This is a genomic window from Pseudomonas sp. CFBP 8772, assembly GCF_014841665.1.
In the GTDB taxonomy this organism is placed as follows: Bacteria; Pseudomonadota; Gammaproteobacteria; order Pseudomonadales; family Pseudomonadaceae; genus Aquipseudomonas; species Aquipseudomonas graminis_B.
In genome coordinates, this window is sequence record NZ_JACYUI010000002.1 from 617414 (window position 1) to 642701 (window position 25288).

Consider the following 25288-nt stretch of genomic DNA (forward strand, 5'->3'; position numbering starts at 1 on the left):
CTTGCCGCTTGCCGCTGAATTGATGCGACAAATCGCCCCGATAAATAAAAGGCACGGCACCGACCGTGCCTTTTATGTTGGTGTCTGAGAAAATGCCCGCACTTTTTTTCCGGATGCCGACATGACTGCCCTGAAGAACGACCGTTTCCTTCGCGCCCTGCTCAAGCAGCCTGTTGACGTCACGCCTGTATGGATGATGCGCCAGGCCGGCCGCTACCTCCCGGAGTACCGCGCCAGTCGCGCCAAGGCCGGAGACTTCATGAGCTTGTGCATGAACCCGGCGTTTGCCTGCGAAGTCACCCTGCAGCCCCTTGAGCGCTATCCGCTCGACGCCGCCATTCTGTTCTCCGACATTCTCACCGTTCCCGATGCCATGGGCCTGGGCCTGTACTTCGAAACCGGCGAAGGTCCGCGCTTCCGCAAAACCGTCACCACCCTGGCTGACATCGAAGCGTTGCCGATCCCTGACGCGCAGAAAGACCTCGGCTACGTCATGGACGCGGTCAGCACCATTCGCCGCGAGCTCAACGGCCGTGTGCCGCTGATCGGGTTCGCCGGCAGCCCGTGGACCCTGGCGACGTATATGGTCGAAGGCGGCTCGTCCAAGGACTTCCGCAAATCCAAGGCCATGCTCTACGACAACCCCCACGCCATGCACTTGCTGCTCGACAAGCTCGCGCAGTCGGTGACGGCGTACCTGAACGGCCAGATTCTGGCAGGCGCCCAGGCGGTGCAGATCTTCGACAGCTGGGGCGGGAGCCTTTCGGCTGCGGCGTATCAGGAATTCTCACTGGCTTACATGCGCAAGATCGTCAACGGCCTGATCCGTGAGCACGACGGGCGCAAAGTGCCGGTCATCCTGTTCACCAAAGGCGGCGGCATGTGGCTGGAAAGCATCGCCGACGCCGGCGCCGATGCGCTGGGCCTGGACTGGACCTGCGACATCGGCGAAGCCCGCCGCCGCGTCGGCAGCAAGGTCGCGCTGCAAGGCAACATGGACCCGACTGTGCTCTACGCCAACCCAAACGCCATCCGCCAGGAAGTCTCGAACATCCTCGCCAGCTACGGCAGCGGCACCGGCCACGTTTTCAACCTTGGCCACGGCATCACCCCCGAAGTCAATCCGGCCAATGCCGGCGCCTTCATCGAAGCGGTTCACGAAATGTCGGCGAAGTATCACCAGTAAGCGCTTTGCAGCTATGAAAACGCCCGGCACATGCCGGGCGTTTTTGTGTGGGGTTCAGGCTGCGGTTAGCTTAGATCGCGAACCGGTAGCGCGTGCAGTCAGTGAAAGCGCCTGTGAACGCAAATGTAGGACCGGCTTTAGCCGGGAAGACGTCAAGCGTCACACCGCAAAATTGACGGCGCGCATAAGGGCCTCTTCCCGGCTGAAGCCGGTCCCACTAAAACAGCGCGCGCATTGCCCAATATGACCTTGGCTCAAACCTGCACATTCACCGCCAGCGGTTTTACCTTCGCCAGTTTCAGCGCAACGGCGAGGGCGATCAGCAGGAGGGTGCCGATGAAGGCGCCAATGCCGTTCCAGCCGGCGTAGTGCCAGAATACGCCGCCGCCGGTGCCGGCAACGCTGGAGCCTACGTAGTAGCTGAACAGGTACAACGAGGATGCCTGGCCTTTGGCTTTGATGGCGCGGCGGCCGATCCAGCTGCTGGCGACGGAGTGGGCGCCGAAGAAGCCGAAGGTGAACATCAGCACGCCGACGATCACCACCAGCAGCGGGGTGAACAGGGTCAGCGCCACGCCGACGAGCATCAGCACGATCACGGCCCACAAGACGTTGCGCCGGCCCAGTTGATCGGCCAGTGCGCCGATCTTCGCCGAGCTGTAGATGCCGGACAGGTACACCACCGAAAACAGCCCGACCACGGCCTGGCTCAGGTTGTATGGGTCTGCCAGCAAGCGGTAGCCGATGTAGTTGAACAGCGTCACGAACGCGCCCATCAGCAGGAAGCCTTCTAGAAACAGCCACGGCAGCCCGGCATCACGGAACTGCAGGACGAAGCCTTCCAGCAGGCTGCGGCCATTGAGCGGTCGTGCGCGGAAATTGCGCGACGGTGGCAGGATTTTCCAGAACACACCGGCTGCGCCCAGCGCGATGATGCCCATGATCAACAGTGCCGTGTGCCAGCTGACGTAATCGCTCAACACCCCGGTGATCACCCGGCCACTCATGCCGCCGATGGCGTTGCCACCGATGTACAGACCCATCGCCAGGCCGATGTGCTGCGGGTGGATCTCTTCGCTGAGATAGGTCATGGCAACGGCGGCAAGGCCGCTCAGCGACAAACCCACGAACGCCCGTGTAATGAGCACGCCCTCCCAGGTCGGCATCAGTGCGCTGGCGATGGTGAAGAGGGCGGCCGAAAACAGCGAGAACACCATCACCAATTTGCGCCCGAGGCGGTCGGAAACGGGGCCGGTGATGAGCAACCCGATCGCCAGCATCGCGGTGGACACCGAGAGAATCATGCTGCTCTGGGCGGCGTTGATGGAGAAGTCCCGCGACAGCACCGGCATCATCGGCTGCACGCAGTACAGCAGCGCAAACGTCGCGAAACCGCCAGAAAACAGCGCCAGCACCGTGCGAATGAAAGCGGGCGTGTCCTTCTCGATGTACGTGTCGCCCAACGGGATGGCCGCAGTGGTGAACTCGGCGGACGCAGAAGGGGATGCAGCAGTATTCACGGGTGACCTCAGACGGGAGAGCGGGGAGCAGTGGCAAAAGAATATAGTCGGCTAACGATTGCTTCCAATATATTGTTCGACCTGTTTGATAGGTTTCACGACCTACTGGGATGACCATGGAATTACGACACCTGCGTTACTTCATCGCTGTCGCTGAAGAGCTGCATTTTGGACGCGCTGCTCAGGCGCTCGGCATCTCTCAACCGCCGTTGAGCCAGCAGATTCAGGCCCTGGAGCAAGAGCTCGGCGCGCGTCTGTTTGAGCGGACCAATCGCCGGGTGGAACTGAGCGAGGCGGGCCGGTTGTTCCTCGATGAAGCCCGTCTGGTGCTGGCGCAGGTCGAGAAGGCCTCGGACGTCGCTCGGCGCGCGCAGTTGGGAGAGCTGGGCGAACTGAAAATCGGCTTCACGGCATCCGCCCCTTTCACCTCAAGCATCCCGCAGGCCATTTTCGCGTTTCGCCAGCGCTATCCGGCGGTGCACCTGGCACTTCAGGAAATGAGCAGTCGGGAAGTCGCTGAGCGGCTCGAGAACGAGTCGATGCAAGTGGGCATCATGCGGCCCCTGCCGCTGCCGGATTCACTGGTCGCCGTGGAGCTGTTGCACGAGCCGTTGGTGGCAATCCTGCGCTCGGACCATCCACTGGCCGAGGGCTCGGAACGCGGCATTTATCTGCGGGAACTGGCCAGTGAGCCGTTTGTGTTCTTCCCGCGCAGTTACGGCAGCGGGCTCTACGCACAGTTGCTGGATCTGGCGCGGGAGGCGGGTTTCAGCCCGTTGTTCACCCAGGAGGCGGGCGAGGCGATGACCATCATTGGTCTGGTGGCAGCCGGACTGGGCGTGACGGTGCTGCCGGCGTCCTATCAACGCATGCGCATCGAGGGGGTGGTGTACCGGACGCTGCTGGATGCCCAGGCGACGTCAGCGGTGTGGCTGGTGCAACGCAAGGACCAGAAGTCGCCCATGGCCAAGGCGTTTGTCGAGCTGGTGACGCGCAAGGCGGGCTGAACCGAGGCACGGTGTAGAAGCCGAAGGCGTTATTGCAGATGGTCCAGAGTGCAGGGCAACGCCGTCATTTGCTCACCTTGCCCTGGAGTGGAGTGACCACGTATTTCAGTTCACCGCTCTCCATGCTGATCCGGAACACACCCGCGGAGGCGTAATCGACAAACCAGCGATCGTCCAGGCTGCGACCATAGGGACGCAGCTGCACGCCAGGGTAGTCAAAGCGCACTTCCTCGAGGGACGTCAGGGCGAAAAGCACGGCGGCGAACAGCTCCCTTGCCTCGTGGTTGGGGGGCAGTTGGCTGTCTGCCTTCCAGCGCTCTTCGCGAAGCTGCTGACGCGCCACGGGAGTACCGAGGGTGTCCAGCAACGAGAAGCGCAGGCCGTGGCGCTCCTTCTGAATCGTCATCAGCCACTCTTCGCGCTGACTGGCTTGCTCACGCTGGACCTGCAGCTGCACGGGGAATTTGATGTGAGGTATTTGCGCAGGCAGCGGCGCATGGCTGGCGCAGCCACTGACTAACAGCACGCATAACAGCAACAAAGCGCGAATCATGAAGCTTTACCTTCCAGGTGTGCCGACAATTTGTATTCCCGGGCTTCGAGTCGCCGAAATGACACAGGCTATGGCGCGGCGCCATCACCGAGTGACGGGCATTATCTCGATGCCAGCGCACTGAGGCAAACGTTGAAACAAATAGTGAGTTTACTGAGGACTACTCTTAGGGGCAGAGCAGTGGCGTCTGACATCATTTTGTAGGTGCAACCAGACTTCTGATGTTCCAAGCTGGGTGCTTGCCGTCAGATTTTTCCGAGAGACTCGCCCTACTCATCGCGATTGCCTAGACTCGGGACCATTCATCGGGTCGCAGGCGATCCTTCACGGCTAGACAGCAACAGGGAGTCTTACATGCGGCGTGTGGTGTTCAATCAGAAGGGCGGCGTTGGCAAATCCAGCATCGCCTGCAATCTGGCGGCTGTCAGTGCTCATGAAGGTTATCGGACGCTGTTGATCGATCTTGATGCCCAGGCCAACTCGACGCAGTACCTGACCGGGCTGACTGGCGACGAGATTCCCATGGGCATCGCCGATTTCTTCAAGCAGACCTTGTCGTCCGGGCCTGGGGCTAAAAAGAACCAGGTTGACATCTACGAGACGCCCTTCGACAACCTTCATGTGGTGACCGCTACGGCGGAGCTGGCTGATCTGCAGCCCAAGCTGGAAGCCAAGCACAAGATCAACAAGCTCCGCAAACTGCTGGATGAGCTGAGCGAAGATTACGAGCGCATCTACCTGGACACGCCCCCGGCGCTGAATTTTTACGCGGTGTCGGCGTTGATCGCGGCGGATCGGGTGCTGATTCCGTTCGACTGCGACAGTTTCTCCCGTCAGGCGCTTTACGGGCTGCTGAAAGAAATCGAAGAGCTCAAGGAAGATCACAACGAGGATCTGGAGGTGGAGGGCATTATCGTCAACCAGTTCCAGGCGCGGGCGAGCCTGCCCCAGCAGATCCTTGATGAACTCATCGCGGAAGGGCTGCCGGTGCTGCCGGTCTACCTCACCAGCTCGATCAAGATGCGTGAATCCCACCAGGCCAACATGCCGCTGATCCATCTGGAACCGCGGCATAAGCTGACTCAGCAGTTTATTGAGCTGCATCATTTGCTGGAAACGGGTGCCGGGAATCGCTGACTGACGAGATGCGAGGCAAGATCAAGGCTCAGGCCAGCGGCGCGTGGCTTTCCCGACGGGCTCGGGTCATGTGCTTGGCTCGCTTGCGCGCCTTTTCGGCCATGTCCTTGGGAATGTCGATGGTCGCGTCCATGTCGGCCTGAAGCTGATCTTGGCTGGCGATCAGGCGATGGGTGCCTTCCGCGCAGCCGCAGCGCACCGTCTGTCCGTGGGTCGCCACGGCGACGAGTTCGTCGATGAAGGTCGGATTGCCTTGGGCAATGAAGCCGATCTGTGCACAGCCCTCGCACCAGACCGGATCGCCCATCCGCGCCAGGCGCCGCTCCTCCCATGTGTGCGAGCCTGAAGCGCTCAACACCACGCCGCCGGTTGTCGTTGAATCGCCCTCTCTGACCACGTATGTCATTGCTAACCACTCCAGGGTGCCGATAGGAATGGCGAAGCCTAGACGCAGAATTCGACGGACTCGGGGCAAAGAAGCGCTTTCAGAACATCCCTACAGCGCTGGCTGTCACGCACTTCGATCGCCGAGGAAACGCCTTTCATATTCCCTGACTGGTCAGCCAGGCCATCAGCTGTTGCAACGGCATCGCGCCGCTCTGCCGGGCAACTTCACGACCGTCCTTAAACAGGATCAAACTCGGGATCGAGCGAACGCCCAGCTGCGCGGAAAGCTGCTGATTTGCCTCGCTGTCCAGCTTCGCCAGGCGAACACGCCCGATCAGTTGAGTGGCCGCCTGCTCGAACGTCGGCGCGAAGGATTTGCACGGCCCGCACCACTCCGCCCAGACGTCCACCAGCAACGGCAGATCGCCCTTGATCTGGCTGGCATAGTCGCCCTGCGTCAGGTTGAACGGCTTGCTCAGCAAAACCGGCTGCTTGCAGCGCCCGCATTTCGGCTGGTCGGACACCCGCGCGGCAGGGATGCGATTGAGCCCGTTGCAATGCGGGCAGGGGATCAGCAGGGAATCGGACATGGCAGAGGCCTGAGTAGGGTTGATGACTACTAGGTGGAGCCGGCGGGGTGAGTTATCAAGCTTTACGGTTTCACCGTGATCGCCGGGTCGTCGTAAATGGCTGGCTTCGTTGGCCACCTCAAATCCGAGGTGTGAGCTGGCTCACCTTTTCATCCCTCGCTGGGGTACCCCTCGCTCACAAAATCTCAAACCTGAAGAAGCAACAAGCTCCCCTTTCATCCTTGGTCCCAGCCCCTGACTGCGCGCGTTAAGCCGAATCCCCAAGCGCTAATTATCCGAAAGCATCCCCCGTTCGCCCAACTGTTCGCCCTCCCTGCCCGTCGTTAGTGTCGACGCGAGGGGCTGACTGACGAATATGCGCGTCGGCCCCTGTCATCTCATAGCCAGGGAGTCGCCCATGATCAGCCAGATCCAGGCCGCCGTTGCAGCGGTTGTCGCGAACAAAACACAAGCCCTCGGCACTGTCGCGACCAGCGATCCAAAAGCTGTCGACAAGGCCGCACCGGCGACTGCCGACAAAGCGACGTTTTCGACACTGGCGGCTCAGTTGAACGAGAGCGCAGCGCGAGCCGAGAAGAGAGACGCAGGGATGACCCATGCCGAATTGGGGCAATACGGGCGTAATCGCATCAATGAGTTTTTGATCGAAGGCCGCGCGGCCAACAGCGGCACCCGGGCGATGGAAGTGCCCAAGACGAACGACCCTGAGTTGCTGGACCGTGCGCGCGAGGCCAGTGCGTTCGTGACCCGGACGCTGGCGGGCGACAAGAACGCCAAGAGCCTGTTCGAGAATCTCTCCCGCGAACAACTGAACCTGATTGCCTTTGACGACAGCGCAAGCTTCACGCTCAACGAACGGCGTGCGGCCTGGCAGGGCGTGCAGAAGATGGACGAGGACTGGCGCAAGGTTGCGATAAACGGGGGAGTGATCGAGCAAGCCCGGACGGGCCAGGCATCCCGGTTCTATAACGACGCTCTGAGCTACCTCAAGTCGCTGCCCGCGATTGAAAGGGCGGTGAGTTATCCCAAGGGAGCGCAAGCCATTCTGGAGGCGCGAATCAAGAGTGACCCGACGCTGCCCAGCCTGCCGGGCGCTTTTGGACGTCAGGCGGCGGACCGCAAATTGATCCTCTATGACATTCTGGCCGGCATCGTCGACACCAGCAAAGACAAGAAAGCCGACCCAAACAACATCGCCTACACGAAGAAGTTCGCGCCTCGTAGTTCACCTGAGCCAGCTACGGCGGCGCACGGGCTTGAAAAGCCAGCGGCTGCGAATGCCGGTACGCAAGTTGAGCAAGTGAGTACCACGACCAGGAATGAGAAGGCAGCAGGATAAAAAATGCTCCGGCCATTGCAGTTGGTAATGGTCGGATGGGTCGCTAAGCTGGATATTGCACGCACAACGGTAGGGAAATGCACGTCATCACTGAAAAGCGAATCTGGGAGGCAAAAAAGAGATGGCCACAATCGGCAACGGCTCTGGACGCTTGGTACCGCTTAATCAAAGCATCCAGGCTGAACGATTTTAGTGCGATGAGAACGATGTTGCCCTCTACAGATAAAGTGGGAAGATTTCATGTTTTTGATATCGGCGGGAACAAGATCCGGCTGATTGCGTCGGTTAACTACTCAGCGCAGCGGCTGTACATAAAGCATGTGTTCGACCATCGTGAATACGACAAAGGTAAATGGAGGGATGAGCAATGAGCGCGCTCATTAAACAGGCTGCGGAGCACTGGCATCACTTGGCGCCATTGCTGACTCGGCCTGAAACGGAAGCTGAATATGACCTGCTTGTCAGCGGGCTCGACGAACTGTTGGAGATCATCGGAGAGGATGAGCAGCACCCTCTGAATCGTCTCGCCATATTGGTCAGCGAAATGATTGAAGCCTATGACCATGAGCATCGGCCCATGCCTATGGCCTCAGGCTCCGAGACGCTGCGTTACCTGATGCACGAGCACAACCTTGGCCAAGGCGACATGCCTGAAGTGGGGAATCAGTCCGTCATTTCCGAAATACTCTCGGGCGAGCGCCAGTTGTCCCTCAAGCAGATCCGCAAGATTTCGGAACGTTTCGGCGTGCCGGCAGAGGTCTTTATCTGACCTCAACTCACCCCCACTCACGACGAGCAACTGATCTCCAGATGCTTGCCCCAATCCGGCGGACGCTGTGCATAACTCTCCATTCCAGGCTGCTCATCGAACGGTGTGCACAGCACCTGATGCAGGCGGCGGACTTCGCTGTCATCGCCTTGTTCGGCCGCTTCGATGGCGCGTTGGGCCAGGTAGTTACGCAGGATGTATAGCGGATTGACCGCGTGCATGCGCGTGCGGCGATCCTGCTGACTGGACTCGGGTTCGCGGGCGATGCGGGCTTTGTAGGCGTCGGCCCAGGCGTCGAAGCGGAGCATGTCGACGAAGTCGCCGCGCAACGTGCCTGCCGCGACGTCGGCTGACTCCTCCCCCAATTGGCGGAAAAACAGGGTGTAGTCGACGCCGCTGTTCTGCATCAGTTGGAGTAAGCGCGCGATCAGCTCAGCGTCATCCTCTTCCGCCGTTGTGAGGCCCAGACGTCGGCGCATCAGGTCCAGGTAATGCGCCTGATACAGCGGCAGAAACAGGTCCAGCGCCCCGCGCAAATCCTCGACGCTGACAAAGGGCGTCAGCGCCTGCGCCAATGCGCTGAGGTTCCACTGGCCGATGGGGACCTGATTGCTGAAGGAGTAGCGGCCTTCGTGATCGGAATGGTTGCAGACGAAATGCTGGTCGAAGTCATCCAGAAACGCGAACGGGCCGAAGTCGAAGGTGATGCCGAGAATCGACATGTTGTCGGTGTTCATCACGCCATGACAGAAGCCATAGGCCTGCCATTTGGCAATCAGCTCGGCCTGACGCTCGACGATCACGCGAAACATCGCCAGGTGCGGTTCGGGCTGTTCCAGGCACTCGGGGTAGTGCAGGGACAGCACGTGATCGGCCAGTTGCTTCAGCTGTTCCGGCTGTTTGGTGTAGAAGAAATACTCGAGGCTGCCGAAGCGCACGTGGCTTTGCGCCAATCGCAGCACCATCGCCGCACGCTCCTGGGTTTCACGCCACACCGGGGTGCTGGAGCCGATCACACAGGCCGCGCGGCTGGTCGGGATGCTCAAGGCATGCAGAGCTTCTGAGGCCAGAAACTCGCGGATCGACGAGCGCAATACAGCACGACCATCGCCCATGCGCGAGTACGGTGTCTGTCCGGCGCCCTTCAGGTGCAGGTCCCAGTGTTCGCCGGCGTCGTTATATACCTCGCCGAGCAGCAAACCGCGGCCATCACCCAGGCGCGGGTTGTACGAACCGAATTGATGACCCGAATAAACCATCGCCCGCGGATCGGCTTCGGCCCACAGTTTGTGACCGCTGAAAATTTCAGCAAACAGAGGTTGTTCTGCCTGAGCGAGGTCCAGATCGAGCAACGCGAGGGCCGCTTCGCTGGCAACCACCAGCCGCGGTTCGGCGATGGGCTCGGGCAGCACGGTGGTGGAAAACGCATCACCCAGACGGGCAAAACGATTATCGAAAGTCAGCTCGTCGAGGGCTTTCAAGGGATGCCTCCAGCAGAATGTCCGACCATTCTGCTGGGTTTTCCATGGTCAGTCGAGCCTGACTTCGGGCGGCTCCGGAGCATCTTTTGGCGCTGGAGACACAACAGTGGTCGGCGTGATGGTTTTCTGCTCGGGCTCGACCGGCACCATCTTGTACTCCTGTCCCTGCATATTCTTGAGGTAAACCTCCATCTGCCGGAACGAGATATTGATGTGCTGCTTCTTGAATTCCTTGTTGATGAACCGGTTGATCTCGTCGAGCACTGGATTGCGGTCGCCCAAGTCACGCACATGCATGCGCAGCTCGTGGTCGAGGGCGCTTTCACCGAAATTGAGGAAGTAAACGATCGGTTCGGGCTCTTTCAAGACCCGCGGATTATCACGGGCGGCCTTGAGCAGCAGGCTGCGCACCAGGTCCAGATCCGAGCCGTAATCCACGCCCAGCTTCAGCGTCACGCGGGTGATGGTGTCGGTCAGCGACCAGTTGATCAGTTGTCCGGTGATGAACGTCTTGTTCGGGACAATGATGTCCTTGCGGTCGAAGTCAGTAATGGTGGTCGCGCGGATGCGGATCTTGCTCACCGTACCCGACAGGGCGCCAATGGTGATCGTGTCGCCGATCCGCACCGGGCGCTCGAACAGGATCATGATCCCGGAGATGAAGTTGGCGAAGATCTCCTGCATGCCGAAACCCAGGCCCAGTGACAGCGCCGCCACCAGCCATTGCAGCTTGTCCCAGCTCACGCCGAGGGCCGACAGCGTGGAGACAAACCCCACGCCGACGATGGTGTACGACAGCAACGTGGTGGTCGCGTACGAACTGCCCTGCTTGAGGTTGAGCTTCGACAGCACCAGCACCTCCAGCAGGCCCGGCAAGTTGCCGGCCAATACGAAGGTAATGCCGATGATCACCAGGGCGCCGATCAAATCGCCGAGGCTGATCGGCACCATGCTGATGTTGGCGCCGGTGCCGCTGGTGTACTCGTACAGCGTGATGTTATCGAGGTACGAGAACACCGAAATCAGGTCGGCCCAGACGAAGTAGAGCGCGCCGATGAAGCCTGCGATGAGTGCCAGACGAATCAGTCGCAGCGACTGCTGGTTGACCTGCTCGATGTCCAGCGTCGGCTCTTCGATCAGTGTTTCGCCTTCTCCGGCTTCTTTCGCGGCCTGACGCTTGCTCAGCGCACGCTGATACGCCAGACGGCGCGCGGCGACGCTCAGCCCGCGCACGAAGGCGGCTTCGATGACCAGCCACAGCATCAGCAGGTACAGCGTGTCGATCAGGCGATCACTGAGCTTCAGCGCGGTGTAGTAATAGCCAAAGCACACGGCGACGAACAGCGCGACGGGCAGGGCGGTAAAGGCCAGCCCCACTGCGCGGCGAAACAGTGAAGCGCTGTGGTGGGTCGGGCTGGTGAGCAGCAGGCGCGCGAGCAGCCAAGTCATCAGGGCGTAGCACGTCAGCACCACGGCGATGCCGATCACGTCGTCGGCCAGCGCTGAAGGTTCGTGCTCGGCCACCGCGACCACTGTCACCAGCGCCAGCACCACAAGCCCCAGACGACGGATCCAGCCGCGCAGGAATTCCACTTGCGGTTTTTCCCAGCGGAAGTGCAATTGCGCCACGCCGCCCGGCGCGAGAATCCGGTAGGCGGTGTAGAACACCAGCCAGGCCAGCGCCACTTGCAGCAGTGCCGAACCCAGATTGATGTTCTGCCCGCGGGCGTCGATCTGCAGCGCGAATGCACACACCGCTAGGGTCAGCGACAACGGCATCGCCAGCAGCACGTTGATGAAAATGGCCAGCGGCGTCTGCCACTGCCGGTCCCGTTTGAAGTGGCCGATGTCGGCGTGCAGTCGATTGAGCTTGTCGTACAGCGCCTTGCGTTTCCACATCAGCGCGCCGATCACCAGAAACAGCGGCAGGAAGATCAGCGGACGCTGGGTCAGTCCGTCGTAGAGCTCGCTGACGCTGGACGTCCAGGGCAGGGTGGTGACCTGTTTGACGAGTCGCGGCTGAATGCGCTCGAACCACTCCAGGTCCAGCGGCTTGTTGCTCGGAATCCAGAACATCTGCTCATCAAGGGTGGCTCGCAGGCTGTTGGCCGTGCTGACCAGCTGTTTCTGATTGAGCTGCAGGGTGATGGATTCGTTGAGCAGCGCACTGAGCTCGCGGTTCAGCCGCTCCAGCAGGTCGCTGCGCGTGGTCGCCAGATCAAGCAGCGTCTTGCGCAGCGCAGGCGTGACGTCTTCCGGCTTCTGCGTCGCCAGCAGCGTGTCGACGTAAGCGCTTGGGCTGCTCATCTGCTCGCGCTGCTGATTGACCTCGAATTGGTACAGGCGAATGTCGGCGATTTCGTCAGCCAGGCCGCTGTCGAGCTTGAGCTTGGGCAGCGACTGCTTCTGTTTGTAGAGGATTTTCGACAGCAGCAGGCTGCCGCTCAACACGTTGATCTGCTCGTCCAGCGCCTGATCGGTTTGCGTGATGGCATCCAGCTGGGTCTTGGTTTTCAGGTTCTGCTGGGTCAGCTCGTTGAGGCGGTCTGTGCCGCGCAGCAGGTAGTCCGAGAGCTTGAGGTTGGCGGCGCTTTCGGTCGCCAGCAGGCTGCTGCCGCCTGCTTTCTGCGCTTCGAGGGACAACTGCGCCACGGTTTCCTGGGACTGGGCGCGACGCTTCTCGTTGATCAGCGTTTGCAGGTCCTGGATTTCCTGATCCTGGCGATTGACCTTTTCCGTGAGCAAATCGCGCTGGCTGCCGCCGAGGTCCTGCAACTGGCTGTTGCCGGCGAGCTCCTGACGACGCAGGGCAATCAATGCATTCAACGAGGCCTGTTCAGCGTTCAAGGCGTTGCGCTGGTCGGCGTTGATGGTCTTGCCACCGTCCTTGCCGGACTTGAGGATGCTGTTAATGGCCTGAATGCGCGTCTGGCTGCTGCTGATCTCGGCCTGGGCGCGCTCTGGTCTGGTTTGCGCAGTGATGGTCAGGCTGTTGGCATCATTGAGGGCTTTCTGCAGATCAGCCTGCTGGGCGCTGCGCTGACTCAGTACTTGCTCAAGCTGCGGCACGTCCAGATTGGCGTAACGCTGCGCGACCGGTATGACTTTGCTGGCTTTGAGCTTGGTCAGCTCGCGCTGGTTCTCGGTGGTCTGTCGGGGTGCATCGGCAAGCTGCTTTTTCAGGTCTTCCAGCTTCTGCTGGTTGTCCTTCTGGCTGGACAGAAACGTCAGCGTCTGTTCCAACACCTGCTGCAGCGCTTTCTGGTCGTCAGCGGTCAGCTTGCGGTCGGCGATCTTGTCCAGACTGCGCTGGACGGCCTCGCTGGACAGGGGAGGCGTATCGGCGGCATGCGCCGGTACGGACGACAGGCAAAGCCCAAGCAGGGCCGAGGCAAAAAGGTTTCGCAGCGTGAACATAGACACCGGGTCGAGCGAGCAGAAATGGGGGGCAGTTTAAAGGAACAGCCCGGGGCCCGGGCGGCTTCCTTCGGGGAATCTGACGCCCACTTTGAGGATCTTGTTCCCGTCCATAACCGCAACCGTCCAAATAGTTCCATTCCATTCGATCTGGTCGCCCACGATCGGCGCGCCGCGATTCTTCTGAATGATGAACTGACTCAGCGGCATCCCCGGATCCAGCCCGTCGAGTTTCAGGCCATAGAGTGCCGCGACAGCCCCCAGCTCAGCGTCTCCCTCGAGAACGAAGTCGCCGAAGAAGCGCAGATCCAGACCCCGCTGCGGCGCCTGACTGAACAGCTTGCCGAGTGCAGGAAGGTCGTGTTCGTGGCCGATGACGCACAGCAGATCGCCGACTTCCAGCACCGTACTACCCGACGGGTGGAGCAGTTGCTGACCACGGAACAGCGCTGCGATCCGCGTGCCTTCGGGCATTTTCAGCTCGCGCAACGCGGCGCCGATGCACCACTTTTCGGCGCCAAGGCGATACACGAACAGCTCCCACTCGCTGGTGACATGCACCTCCAGCGCCGCGCGGGAGATCGGCGCCGGATCAGGCGGCACCGTCACTTTCAGCCATTTCGCCACCCACGGCAGGCTCGTGCCCTGAACCAGCAGCGACACCAGCACGATGAAGAACGCGAGGTTGAAGTACAGCTGCGCATGGGGCAGGCCGGCCATCAGCGGGAACACCGCCAGAATGATCGGTACCGCGCCGCGCAAGCCTACCCAGGCGATAAAGGCTTTTTCGCGACCGTGGAACACCCGGAAGGGCAGCAGCCCCGCCAGCACCGACAGCGGCCGCGCCACCAGAATCATCCACAACGCCAGGCCCAGCGCCGGCAGCGCGATCGGCAGCAAATCATGGGGCGTGACCAGCAGGCCCAGCACCAGAAACATGCCGATCTGTGCCAGCCAGGCCATGCCGTCGAGCATGTGCAGAATGCCGTGGCGGCTGCGAATCGGCTTGTTGCCCAGTACCAGACCGCACAGGTAAACCGCGAGGAAGCCGCTGCCGTGGATGGCGTTGGTCAGTGCGAAGACGACGAGACCACCGGCGACCACCAGGATTGGGTACAGGCCGTTGGCCAGATTAATCCGGTTGACCAGTTGCAGCATGATCCAGCCGCCGCCCAGCCCGATGATGCCGCCGATGCCGAATTCCTGAATCAGGTGGCCCAGCAGGCTCCAGTGCAGGCCGGTTTGTCCGCTGGACAACATGTCGATCAACGTGACCGTGAGGAACACCGCCATCGGGTCGTTGCTGCCGGATTCGATTTCAAGGCTGGCGGTCACCCGCTCGTTGAGGCCTTTGCCGCCCAGCAGCGAGAACACGGCGGCGGCGTCTGTGGAACCGACGATGGCGCCGATCAACAGGCCCTGGATGATGTTCAGGTCAAACAGCCAGGCGGCAACCATGCCGGTCAGCCCCGTGGTGATCAGCACCCCGACCGTCGCCAGCGACAAGGCGGGCCAAAGTGCAACCCGGAAGCTCGCCACCCGCGTGCGCAAGCCGCCGTCGAGCAGGATGACCGCCAGCGCCAGGTTGCCGACCAGATAGGCCGTTGGGTAATTATCGAAGATGATGCCGCCGCCATCGACGCCCGCCACCATGCCGACGGCGAGGATGATCACCAGAATGGGAATGCCGAGGCGGGAGGACAGCGAGCTGACCAGAATACTTGCACCCACCAGCAACGCGCCGATCAGGAACAGGCTGTTGATGGTCGTGGCATCCAAGGGCGGTACTCCAGAAAACGAATTCAAACAGACGAGGGCGCGAACTGACCATGCAGTCCGCGTGCCAAGGGATTTAACCTGTTGAATTGCATGGCTGTCAAAGCGTAATTCCAGATGGGTGGGCTAATGTTGCCGCAGGGCCCGCCCTGCCACTCGCATGCCGCTGTGCATACACGTTTCCCAGATGACGGCGGTAATACATATTTATGCCAGTCACTGGCGTGGACTCTGGTCACCTTCTTTTTCTATCCAGAAGAAGTGATCACCATGAACGTCCAAGCCCACCCATTACCCGAATCGGATGAGCGTCAGCTCAAAAAAATGGCGAGCCGTTATGTCGCCGATTACCCCGATCTCAACGCGCTGGCGAGGTCCGCTGCGCAGAACATCATTTTCAGGCACACCGGTAAGCATCTGGATCCTGATCAGGTGTATTGGCATCGTTTCTCAGCCGCCAGCAGCAGTTCACGGTCTTTTACCGGATGGCAGCATGCTGGTAAGGCGGTGGCGTCGATGACGATGACCGAGTTGGTGATTCGCCGTTTCGACGTTAGCGAGCAGCAAGCCCCGGACGAGCTGGCGGTGTATGGCGGTTTCTACACTGACGGCCCCGAACATGGCGTTTTCAATGAACAGAATGAAGTGCGCATGCTTCCGGCAGAGGTGCTCAACGATTTCTGGGCCCTCGATTTCAGTGCGGGCTACCGGCGCCAGATGGACCGGTTCTGGGCTCAGCACAGCGACAACTTCTGCGTGCTTGCCAAGGTGCGCTACTTGGCGTCTGCGGGAGAAAGCCTGAGCAGAGGTCTGTTGTCGGCGACGGATTTCGACGCACTGCGCAGCGCCCTGACTGCCGGGGGTGACTCTGGGACGCTTGAGCAGCTGCGTGAGCCCGCGCCTGCGACGTCAGCGGTATCGGTGTTCCATCTGGAACTGGGCGCGTTCAAGGCTCGGGACATTTTGCGTGTTGTCGATGAGGGTGGCCGTCAGATCCTCTATGTCTGCGGTGCGCAAACCCCTTTCTACTGCTTCGATACCCATCAACAGGTGTACGAATGGTTGAAGGCGCAGTTCCTTTCCCTTGGCACTCGAGAGGCTATTTGCGCTCGCTTTCTGCATTCGGCGAGCGATTGGGACACGCACCGCGGTGCGTTTCAGCGCGATGTGACTCAACTGCTGATGAGCGACCACGATAACGCGGGGGTCGATCGACTCGTCAATCGCGGGGCGGCACCGATTCCGGGTGATCCGTTCGCCTATCTTCGTGATGTCGCCCGTCACGACATGACCGCTGACGCCACCACCCTGCTGACCGATAACAGCGATCTTCGCAAGCAGATCTGGCTGGGGTATCTGAACGCCTTTCTCTCCGTGTTCGGCAATCTGGCGCCGCTGGGTTGGCCGCTGGCATTGGCTGTGGTGGGCGCGAGCCTGATCAGCACCGGATTAAGCATCGATCAGGCGGTCAACGCTAAAAACGCCGAACAACGCAGGCGGGGTATCTTGGGCGCCATCGCCAGCGCTATTTATCTGTTCGTGAACCTGCCGCTGCTGTCGCGCCTGGGGGCTGATGTCAGGGAACCCATGAGACCCCGAAGCCCGACGGGGATGAGCGCAGGTGCCGATGCCATGCCGACTCCCGTGGCCACCGATCCTTTGTCCGGCATGAGCCACAACGTTGTCCTTGAATCGCTGACGCCGGTCTCGGAGCAAGGGCTCCATGAAGGGACATATCGGCTGGGCAATGGCGAGACATGGGCGTTCATCGACGGGCAGGCGCATCGTTTGAGCCTCGATGAAAGCCTGGGCAGCTGGGTCATCGTCGATCCCCAGAACCCGTTTGCGTTCAGTGGCAGATGCCCGGTTCGGTTCGATGGGCAAGGCCGGTGGGAACGGCTTCCCATCCCGGGCCTTGCTGGCGGTGCACCCATGGACGCCGGCGCCCTGGCGGTCACTTCGCCGCCTGCGACGCCCTTTTCCAGCGTGCAATCGGCATTCTGGGATCGCTTCATGCAGCTCAACCTGTTTGATGAGCAGCTGTATTCCGAGGCCGCTCTGGCCCGGCAAAAGGCCGTGGTGGAAGTGTTCTGCATGGAGCCACAGGAAATAGTCTCGACCGACTCCGAGGGTGAAGACGTGCATTTTGATCAGTGGGGCGCCAGACATCGCGTGTTCAAGACCGCAGACGGTGAATACGTCGGCTCTTCCATCAAGCACTACACCCACGAAGACGATGCGTATAACCAGTTTTTGCGAACCGGCGTGGCGATCTATTCCGATCAAGTCGCGCTGGTACAAAAGCTCGTCGAGGACGTCAGCACGCTGGGGTACAACAACGACGTCGCACTGTATCGCGGCGGCAGTGGGGCGCGTGGGACGTCGGGGGCCTTTTTTCGCACCGGCGAGGTGACCGTGGGCGATGTGCTGGTCAATACCGACATCACCTCGTTTAGCGAAAATCCCTATCAGGCGCGCACTTTTGCCAGCAGTCAGGCAGGCGCCCATGCCAGTGCCACGAATACCCCGGTCCGTTTCGACGACACCAGCGTGGTGTTTGTGCTGCCGGAAAAACAGTACTTGAGCGCGGCACCCATCGCGCCGTTCTCCGCGAGTCCGGACGAGGCTGAGGCTATCTTTTTGCCCGGGCACTATTTTCAGATCGACAGCATCGAGCAAGTGATCGGGACGTTTTACCGGTTCATGAAAGTACAGCTGCGCGAAGTCACCGGTCCGGTCCCGGGCCGAAAATTGCTCGACATGCGAACCGCAGAGCCTTTCAGTCGCCAGGGTTACGCGGCCCGACTGGGAAGCGCCGGGCGGGTGTTGGTCGATTGTTTTTTCCCGTCTCAACAACCCTGAACTGCCTGCTCATTTCGTAAGCAATAATTATCTATGGCGGCCCGGCGTGCCTGTCGGTGGACTCTAAAAGCTCACTCACTGACAGGATGTCGGGTTATGAAAGACAGAAAGGATACGACCGCTCCGCAGCGCAGAGCTGACGCGCCTGGGCGCAGCCGCGACAGCTCGCGACCTTCGGGCTGGGGTGGCCAGCGAGGCGAAGACTGGGAAGACAGTGGCTGGAATGAGCCACCCGTGCCGCGCGACGAAGACGGGTGGCCCGTCGAGCCTGCCCCCGGGCAAGAAGTCGACGCTCACGCCACGCTGCTGAGCGACTGGCTCGGTCAGCAGCACGTGCGGTACGAGTCGCCCCATGACTATGGACGCACGCAGGCGCAAGCCTACCTGCTCCAGCACTTCCCGGAAGAAACTGACCCTGATGAATTGCTGATCACCACGCTGTACCTCAATGGTCAGGATGCTGCGCCCCAGCGAGCCAACATCGCTCACGCCTTCACGCTGACCGACGCGCTGATGCATAACTGGCAGCAGGCAGGTAACGGCGACTGGTTTGATCATCTGGGTCACGTGCAGTCGTATCGCGAGGGAGGGTATCCCGCACGTGTCTCGCCCACGCCTCTGAACCTTCCGGATTGTTTCGCCTATGAGGCCGTTTATCGCAGAACCTCCCCGCAGCGATTTGATGCCTCCACCCACACGTCCATCGACCCCAAGGCGTTCAAGGCCTTCGTCTGGGATAACGCATTGCTCGATCACTACGAGAGGACGCTCGACACGTTCTGGGAACAGCATGGCGGTGACTACAACCTGCTTCTCAAGGCTGCCTTGCTCAAGTCAGCCTACATCCAGCATTCCGAAGGCTCGATGAGCCAGGAGGACAAAGCGCTGGTGCTCAAGTCCCTGGGCCTCGATCCGTCACAAGCCTGGGAGCAACTGACATTCGAATCATTCCGCGATGCACCTCTTTCCCATGCGTTCACGTTCCGCGAACTCATTCTGTATCGCTATGCAGCGACCGACATCATTGTGATCAGGGATGAACAGACAGGCCGGCTAGTGGTTTATATCCCCGGCAACTCGTCGCCTTTTCATGGCTTCAACGATCTCACAGCGCTACAGAACTGGATCGCGCTGCAGTGTAAAGACACCCGCAAACGGCAGGCCCTGGAGCGTCACTTCAAACTTGAAGACGACAGCGACGGTCTTTTTCTGAGCGGTCTCCATACGACGCTGGCCGGTCTTGCGGTCTTTCCGCACCTGCTGAACGGTGCGACAGGCAGTTGGCCCCCTTATCGGGAGATCGCGCTCGGGGCCGCACTTTCCCCTTGGCCGTTTTCCCACTTTCGCCAAAGCCTGCAGGATCGTCAGCGCTCTGATGCGGCGCTGAGTATTCGCACGCAAAGCGACTACCGCAAAGAGGTGCTCGCGCAGCGGTTGTCCACCGCCATCAGCGTCACGGGAGCCATCGCAATGGTCGTGCCCGAGCTGTGGCTGCCATTGGCGGCGATGTCGGTCGCGCTTCTGGGGCTAGGGGCAGACGAGGTGATCGAGGGCAAGACCTATGAAGAACGAAAAAACGGTGTTGGCCGCCTTGTCTTCGGTGTTTTGAATGCGGTGCCGGCCATTGCCCAGGGCGCCGTGGAGATTATTGACGCAGCGGCTGCGGCGCAGCGTGCAGGCGAAGTCGTTCCGGGTGCGGCAGATGAAGTGGGGCAGGTGATCGACAGTCGGAGCGCCGAGCAGAAAGCGGCAGCGTCTGCACAACAGCAGGAGATCGATGAGGAGATTGCGCAGCAGGCGCACGAGCGAGCCAACGAAGATGCAAGCGCACGAGAGGCCCGACTGGCGCAGGAAGAGCACAGTCGCCTGCTGCGCAAAGCCCAGCACGAAGCAGGTTATGACAGCGCGAAGGCGTTTGGTGTTGAGCCAGAGGGCCTTCGATCGTTACCCCCACGTTTACGGGCGGAACTGACCCGGTTCGAGTACAGCGAGCCCCTTGATCTTTCGGGCAGTTGGACACGCGATGACGTCGGCGCCGTGTACAAATCCGTCGATCCAGCGTCAGGCGAGACCGTTTATTTCGCCAGGATTCATTCGAAGATCTACCGGGTCGAGCGGGTCGATTCGGTCAAGCAGTACAGGATTTTCTCTCCCGAAGACGCGGCCATCAAAGGTCCTTATATCAAGCGCCTTAATGGATTCTATTCAGACCTGGACCTGAGGCCAGGACTGCGGGGAGGGGAAAGCTATGGCGATGCCGTCACAGCGGCTTCCACGAAAGACCAGGGCGTGACTGCGCCTGTCGAGCGCGTTCGGGCACAGCCCCGGGTTCAGATCGATGTGCCGATGGACGGCATTGAGCAGAGGACGCTGACTGACAGTTCCGGTCATCAGGTCCATCGGTTTTACGCCATGAATACGCCGGAAGGTACGGGCGTTTATTATGATGCTGACGTCGCGTGCTGGAGACATAAAGTCACTGAGGAGCTGCTTTGGCTGGATAACAACGGCAAGTGGAGCGTGGGGGACGAGCGTCGTTATCTGAGCGTCAAAGGCCGCCTTCGCGCCGGTGTGAATGACACGGTTTACACATTTCCGCGGCTGCCAGGCGTGTCTGCGAAGTCTTTGCCCATCGATCGTACGATTCATCAGATCTGGCTAGGCGATAGATTGCCCGGACCACACCTGATCGAAACGATCAAACAGAACATCAGGACCAGTCCGGATCTCAAGTTCGCACTTCATGTCGATATCGATTACTCCGCAACAGTGGACGGCTTGACCGCCGAGCAGCAGTTGCAGGCTGAATTTTCCAGCTTTCCCCAGATGACCATTTCGAGCCTCCAGGACGAGCAGTTCTTCGATGGCTTTTCCCTGTACGAGCAGGAAAGTGCCGAGCCGTACGCCTACTTCCGGCATGGCCAGAACCAGAACCTTGCGGCCGCTGCGGATGTGCTCAGGTACCGCCTGATCAGGGAGTACGGGGGCATCTACATGGATTGCGATGATGTCCTGGCCCAGTCGTTCAAGGGCCAGGCACTTGCCGCAGGCCCTTCCGATGTGCTGGTGGGCAGGTCAGTCAGCTCCGAAACGCTCATGCACGTCGGCCCTGCAAACAGTCACTTTGCCAGCCATCGGGATAATCCGGTGCTCAGAGCGATGGAGACAGCGTTGCACCAGAGATTCAAGCTGGGGGAAGAGGCGTTGAGGGCCCTCAAACATTCGTCCTCGGACGCCAAGAGGTATCTCGCCGAAGTGTCCCGTATCACGGGACCCGGTTTGTTCCTGGACGTCATTAAGTCGTCCCGGCCCGATTATGCGGGGCTGCTGACCGGAAACTATCGGGCGACCAGCAACATACTCTCCGTCGCGTATTCGGAACGTCTGGAGGAAGTGGAGCGGTTTTATCTGCCCTTCGCCAACCGACTGAAAATCGAGCCGGGTGGCGAAAACCTCCGGGGAGAGGCGGCGGGCCCCACTGAGGGCGTCTCGATCGTTGATCTGCCCGAGGTCCTGCCACCGACCCAGAGTGGTTTCCTGCAGCCGGATGCCCCCGCGATCAAGGTGGCGATTCCCATCGACGGCGTCAGCACGTCTGGCGGGCGTTATTCGATCATGATCGATGGCAGACAGCGCGGGGTCATTTACGATGACGACGCGAAAACCTGGAAGCTTCCGGGCACCGACTCAAGAGGGCTGAGGCTGGACCAGAATGGAGACTGGCAGTCGCGAAGCGTGCTGGATGAACCCCAGCCTATCAACCCGCACGCCAACGTCGAGGTGGTCGAACTGCCACGGCTGCCCACGATGCCCACTCACCTCAAGCCGATACCGAGAAAGATTCACTACATCTGGGTGGGCGATCAGCCGCTGGAGGAAGCCCGCATGGAAAACCTCATCAGAAACGCAAATCGCAGCCCGGATTTTCAGTCTGTTTTGCATGTGGATGTCGACAGTCAGGAAACGCTGAATCGCATTCGCGCAAGCGTGAAAAGTCGTGCGCCGTCGCTGGCGGTGTCGAACCTGCAGGATGAGAATTTCTTCGCCGCGTTCCTTCGCGGCAGGCATCAGGCGCTGTATCGCGAGGCACGAGGCGGTGCAGGTAAAAACTATGCTGCCGCCTCCGACATCCTCCGTTATCCCCTGATCGACGCCTACGGAGGCATCTACATGGACTCCGATGATGTGCTGACCGCTTCCATCAACGGTGTTCATCTTGAGGCGGCCCATGGCGACTTGCTGCTCGGCAAAGCGGTTGCTGTGCCCTCGCTGGATTTTCGCGGCTATGGCAATAGCCTGTTCGCCAGTCATGCGGGAAACCCTGTGCTTGCTCGTCTCAGCGAAGAGCTGGCCTTGCGAAACCAGGCGCAGCCCGGGTTTTTCGAGACGCCCCCTCCCACGGTTGATCGTTCCACGCCGGTCACCGAGTTGCTGACCTCGCAGGCGATGAAGGGGTACCGCAAAACCGTGTTCGAGCTGACGGGCCCGGCGCTGTTCAACGATGTGTTGCGAGAGCAGCGGCCGGACTACTATCACCTGGGCATCGATCCGCCCAGTCACCTGCCCGTTCGCTCCGCCGCGTTTCAGCGGCAGCTGGAAGCATTGCAGGATCACTTCTTCCCGTTCAAACGCAAAGCGCCTGTCGAAATCGGAAATGGACACGACTGGTAGCAGGTGAGCGCGGCACTCAGAACCACGCGTCGTGCATCGTCAGGCACGCATCATCCCGGCGCTCGAGGATCGCCAGTTCATGATGGCAGGCCGGTACTTCCCATGTCAGGAAGTACCGGGCGGCCTGCAACTTGCCCTTGTAGAAGTCGCTATCGGCTTCGTCGTTCTTCTCCAACCCTTCCTGGGCGCGAATCGCCTGCGCCAGCCAGCGCCAGCCAATCACTGCGTGCCCGAACGCCTTCATGTACAGCGCCGAGTTGGCCAGTGTCGCGTTGACCTTGCCCTGGCCCAGATCGGTGAGCAATCCAAGGGTGACCCCTTGCAGGCGGGTGACCAGTTGCTCCAAGGGTTGTCGCAATACCGTCAGCGATTCATGGGCCTGCGCGCGCTCGCAGGTATCAGCGATCAAACGAATCAGTTGCTTGAGCCCGGCGCCTCCGTTTTGCGCCAGTTTCCGGCCCAGGAGGTCCAGCGACTGAATGCCGTGGGTGCCTTCATGAATCGGGTTCAGGCGGTTGTCGCGGTAGTACTGCTCCACCGGGTACTCCCGGGTGTAACCATGGCCGCCGAGAATCTGGATCGCCAGTTCGTTGGCCTTCAGGCAAAACTCCGAGGGCCAGGACTTGACGATGGGCGTCAGCAGGTCGAGCAGCTCGTGGGCGTGTTTGCGCACCTCCTCGCTCTCGCCCGTTTGCGTGTCGTCGAACAGGCGAGCGGCGTACAGACCCAGGTCAAACGAGCCTTCGACGTAGGCTTTTTGCGTCAACAGCATACGTTTCACGTCGGCGTGCTGAATGATCGACACCGGCGCGCCGTCCGGTGACTTGCTGTCAGGCAGTCGGCCCTGGGGGCGTTCGCGGGCGTATTCCAGTGAATACAGATAACCGGCATAACCCAGCATGACTGCGCCCATGCCGACGCCGATGCGCGCCTCGTTCATCATCTGGAACATGCAGCTGAGGCCTTGATGGGGCTTGCCAACCAGGAAGCCGACGCAGTTGCCGTAGTCGCCGAAGTTCAGCGCGGTAGACGTGGTGCCGCGCCAGCCCATCTTGTGAAACAGGCCGGCCAAGAGGACGTCGTTGCGCTCACCGAGGCTGCCGTCGTCGTTAACCAGAAACTTGGGGACGATGAACAGGGAAATGCCTTTAACGCCCGCTGGTGCGTCGGGCAGTTTGGCGAGGACCAGGTGGACGATGTTTTCGGAGAGCGGGTGATCGCCGCCCGAGATAAAGATCTTGTTGCCGCGCAGGCGATAGCTGCCGTCTGCGGCGGGCTCGGCGCGGGTGCGGATGTCTGACAGCGACGAGCCCGCGTGGGGCTCGGTCAAAGCCATAGTGCCGGAGAAGCGACCCTCGATCATCGGTTGCAAAAAGCGCCGCTTTTGCTCATCGGTGCCGAAGTTTTCGATCAGATTTGCCGCGCCCATGGTCAGGAAGGGGTAGGACGCCGTCGCGGCATTGGCGGACTGGAAGTGGGCAAAGCAGGCCTGAGAAAGCAGGGTCGGCAGCTGCATGCCACCGGCTTCGAAGTCCCGGGCGGCATTGAGAAAACCAGCCTCGAGGAAAGCGTCCACGGCGGGTTTTACTTCCGGGATCAGCACCGCTGCGCCGTTCTCATAGCGCGGCTCGTTCTCGTCGTTTTTACGGTTGTGGGGCGCGAAGTATTTCTCCGCGACGTTGCGTGCCGTGCTGATCGCCGCATCGAAGGTTTCCCGACTGTGCTCTGCGAAACGCTCGCGTTGGGTCAGCGCCTCGGCGTCCAGCACTTCATACAGCTCGAAAGCCAGATTGCGGGAACTGAGCAGCGTCTCGGACATGGCGGCGTACCTTTCTTGGGAATGCCGTCGAGTCTAAGAGGGGTTATATGAAGTGAATAGCAAGATTGATTTGGGTGATGCTCGGGCAGAACGGTGAGTTAGGGGCAGTTCAACGTGGGACCGGCTCTAGCCCGGAAGATCTCCTTACCTACGCATGGCAATGTTGTGAATGGGCGGAGCCCATTCAAAGGCCAAAGCCGGTCCTGCCGACCCCCCTGAAATAATCAGATCCAGGTTTTCCTAAAATCTGCTCAATAGACCAGGTCTGAAATACATTGTGTGTCGAGAGACATTTCATGGTCTGGTCCTGCTCGAAGCATAACTTATTAGATTAATTGGCGATTAACCTTATAGCCAAGCATCTTATAGTGGCGGTCAATACTTTGTTTTTTATAAGTTTCAGCGATTTTGAAAATGGCTGGGTGTTTTTTTTATATGTGCGAAAGAAATGCTGTCGGCTAAGCTAAATCAAGTACCAGTTTTTTGTCTGGTGCGGCAGAATTTTTATGATTCTTACAGGAGTATTAATTATGAGTGACGCAAGGAATGATCAAGTTCGAGCCGATCTAGCCCCCCCGAAGTTGGATTTTACTGACCCTTCCGGCGCCGCCATGGTGTTGGATTCCATCGAGTTGCTACCGTCTGAAGGTATCCGATTCCAGGCGCAGGGGCCCAAAGCCAATGCGAGTTCCGAGATTTTGACGCCGCCTCTGTCTTTCCCTCTTAAATGGACCATACCGAATCATGTGATAACGCAGAATGCAGGGCTTTTAG

The 25288-nt window shown here is 60.1% G+C and carries 16 protein-coding genes; 8 read left to right on the forward strand and 8 right to left on the reverse strand.

Features of this window, described 5'->3' with window-relative positions; all coding sequences use genetic code 11:
* The first annotated feature begins 121 nt into the window (after positions 1 to 121).
* On the forward strand, positions 122 to 1186 hold the full coding sequence (gene hemE, locus IFT99_RS06505; RefSeq protein ID WP_192130922.1) for a uroporphyrinogen decarboxylase: 1065 nt from the start codon (positions 122 to 124) through the stop codon (positions 1184 to 1186).
* Between the two features lie 254 nt (positions 1187 to 1440).
* Here hemE and IFT99_RS06510 read toward each other — a convergent pair whose 3' ends face one another.
* Positions 1441 to 2706: an MFS transporter gene (locus IFT99_RS06510; RefSeq protein ID WP_192130924.1), complete on the reverse strand. Its 1266-nt coding sequence runs from the start codon at positions 2704 to 2706 to the stop codon at positions 1441 to 1443.
* Positions 2707 to 2822: 116 nt separating this feature from the next.
* On the opposite strand from IFT99_RS06510, the gene IFT99_RS06515 reads away from it, so the two are divergent.
* Complete coding sequence (locus tag IFT99_RS06515) at positions 2823 to 3713, forward strand: LysR family transcriptional regulator (RefSeq protein ID WP_192130926.1); 891 nt, start codon at positions 2823 to 2825, stop codon at positions 3711 to 3713.
* A 64-nt stretch (positions 3714 to 3777) separates the two neighbouring features.
* Here the strand turns inward: IFT99_RS06515 and IFT99_RS06520 are convergent, their stop codons facing one another.
* On the reverse strand, positions 3778 to 4266 hold the full coding sequence (locus IFT99_RS06520; RefSeq protein WP_065986606.1) for a DUF3261 domain-containing protein: 489 nt from the start codon (positions 4264 to 4266) through the stop codon (positions 3778 to 3780).
* A gap of 354 nt (positions 4267 to 4620) precedes the next feature.
* Here IFT99_RS06520 and IFT99_RS06525 point away from each other — a divergent pair, with 354 nt between their 5' ends.
* Entirely contained in the window at positions 4621 to 5403 is a 783-nt protein-coding gene (locus IFT99_RS06525; RefSeq protein ID WP_065986605.1) for a ParA family protein, read from the forward strand.
* A 28-nt stretch (positions 5404 to 5431) separates the two neighbouring features.
* On the opposite strand, the gene IFT99_RS06530 is transcribed toward IFT99_RS06525, so the two are convergent.
* Both IFT99_RS06530 and trxC read right to left on the reverse strand, forming a co-directional pair.
* Positions 5432 to 5809 carry a PAAR domain-containing protein gene (locus IFT99_RS06530; RefSeq protein ID WP_192130928.1) on the reverse strand — a complete coding sequence of 126 codons (378 nt, stop codon included), beginning with the start codon at positions 5807 to 5809 and terminating at the stop codon, positions 5432 to 5434.
* Between the two features lie 136 nt (positions 5810 to 5945).
* Positions 5946 to 6380 (reverse strand): thioredoxin TrxC, encoded by a 435-nt coding sequence (trxC, locus tag IFT99_RS06535; protein ID WP_192130929.1) that lies wholly within the window; start codon positions 6378 to 6380, stop codon positions 5946 to 5948.
* Positions 6381 to 6777: 397 nt separating this feature from the next.
* Between trxC and IFT99_RS06540 the strand changes: the two genes are divergently transcribed.
* The 3 genes from IFT99_RS06540 to IFT99_RS06550 all read left to right on the forward strand — a co-directional run bounded on the left by IFT99_RS06540 (position 6778) and on the right by IFT99_RS06550 (position 8488).
* Positions 6778 to 7719 carry a hypothetical protein gene (locus IFT99_RS06540; protein ID WP_192130931.1) on the forward strand — a complete coding sequence of 314 codons (942 nt, stop codon included), beginning with the start codon at positions 6778 to 6780 and terminating at the stop codon, positions 7717 to 7719.
* A gap of 77 nt (positions 7720 to 7796) precedes the next feature.
* The gene (locus tag IFT99_RS06545) at positions 7797 to 8090 is read left to right on the forward strand and encodes a type II toxin-antitoxin system HigB family toxin (RefSeq protein ID WP_192130934.1); all 294 of its coding nucleotides are present in this window, start codon (positions 7797 to 7799) and stop codon (positions 8088 to 8090) included.
* A complete protein-coding gene (locus IFT99_RS06550) occupies positions 8087 to 8488 on the forward strand; it encodes a helix-turn-helix domain-containing protein (RefSeq protein ID WP_065986595.1) in 402 nt (133 codons plus the stop codon). Before IFT99_RS06545 ends, IFT99_RS06550 begins: the two co-directional genes overlap by 4 nt.
* A gap of 17 nt (positions 8489 to 8505) precedes the next feature.
* Here the strand turns inward: IFT99_RS06550 and selO are convergent, their stop codons facing one another.
* From selO to IFT99_RS06565, 3 genes are read right to left on the reverse strand one after another with little or no spacing between them, the layout of a single operon-like run.
* The gene (gene selO, locus IFT99_RS06555; RefSeq protein ID WP_192130936.1) at positions 8506 to 9969 is read right to left on the reverse strand and encodes a protein adenylyltransferase SelO; all 1464 of its coding nucleotides are present in this window, start codon (positions 9967 to 9969) and stop codon (positions 8506 to 8508) included.
* 48 nt (positions 9970 to 10017) lie between these two features.
* The gene (gene mscK, locus IFT99_RS06560; protein ID WP_192130937.1) at positions 10018 to 13386 is read right to left on the reverse strand and encodes a mechanosensitive channel MscK; all 3369 of its coding nucleotides are present in this window, start codon (positions 13384 to 13386) and stop codon (positions 10018 to 10020) included.
* A gap of 36 nt (positions 13387 to 13422) precedes the next feature.
* The gene (locus IFT99_RS06565) at positions 13423 to 15165 is read right to left on the reverse strand and encodes a potassium/proton antiporter (RefSeq protein ID WP_065986589.1); all 1743 of its coding nucleotides are present in this window, start codon (positions 15163 to 15165) and stop codon (positions 13423 to 13425) included.
* A 267-nt stretch (positions 15166 to 15432) separates the two neighbouring features.
* Between IFT99_RS06565 and IFT99_RS06570 the strand changes: the two genes are divergently transcribed.
* Complete coding sequence (locus tag IFT99_RS06570) at positions 15433 to 18024, forward strand: dermonecrotic toxin domain-containing protein (RefSeq protein WP_192130939.1); 2592 nt, start codon at positions 15433 to 15435, stop codon at positions 18022 to 18024.
* A gap of 234 nt (positions 18025 to 18258) precedes the next feature.
* Positions 18259 to 22695: a dermonecrotic toxin domain-containing protein gene (locus IFT99_RS26555; RefSeq protein WP_192130941.1), complete on the forward strand. Its 4437-nt coding sequence runs from the start codon at positions 18259 to 18261 to the stop codon at positions 22693 to 22695.
* 16 nt (positions 22696 to 22711) lie between these two features.
* On the opposite strand, the gene IFT99_RS06580 is transcribed toward IFT99_RS26555, so the two are convergent.
* A complete protein-coding gene (locus IFT99_RS06580; protein ID WP_192130943.1) occupies positions 22712 to 24514 on the reverse strand; it encodes an acyl-CoA dehydrogenase in 1803 nt (600 codons plus the stop codon).
* Between the last annotated feature and the right edge of the window lie 774 nt (positions 24515 to 25288).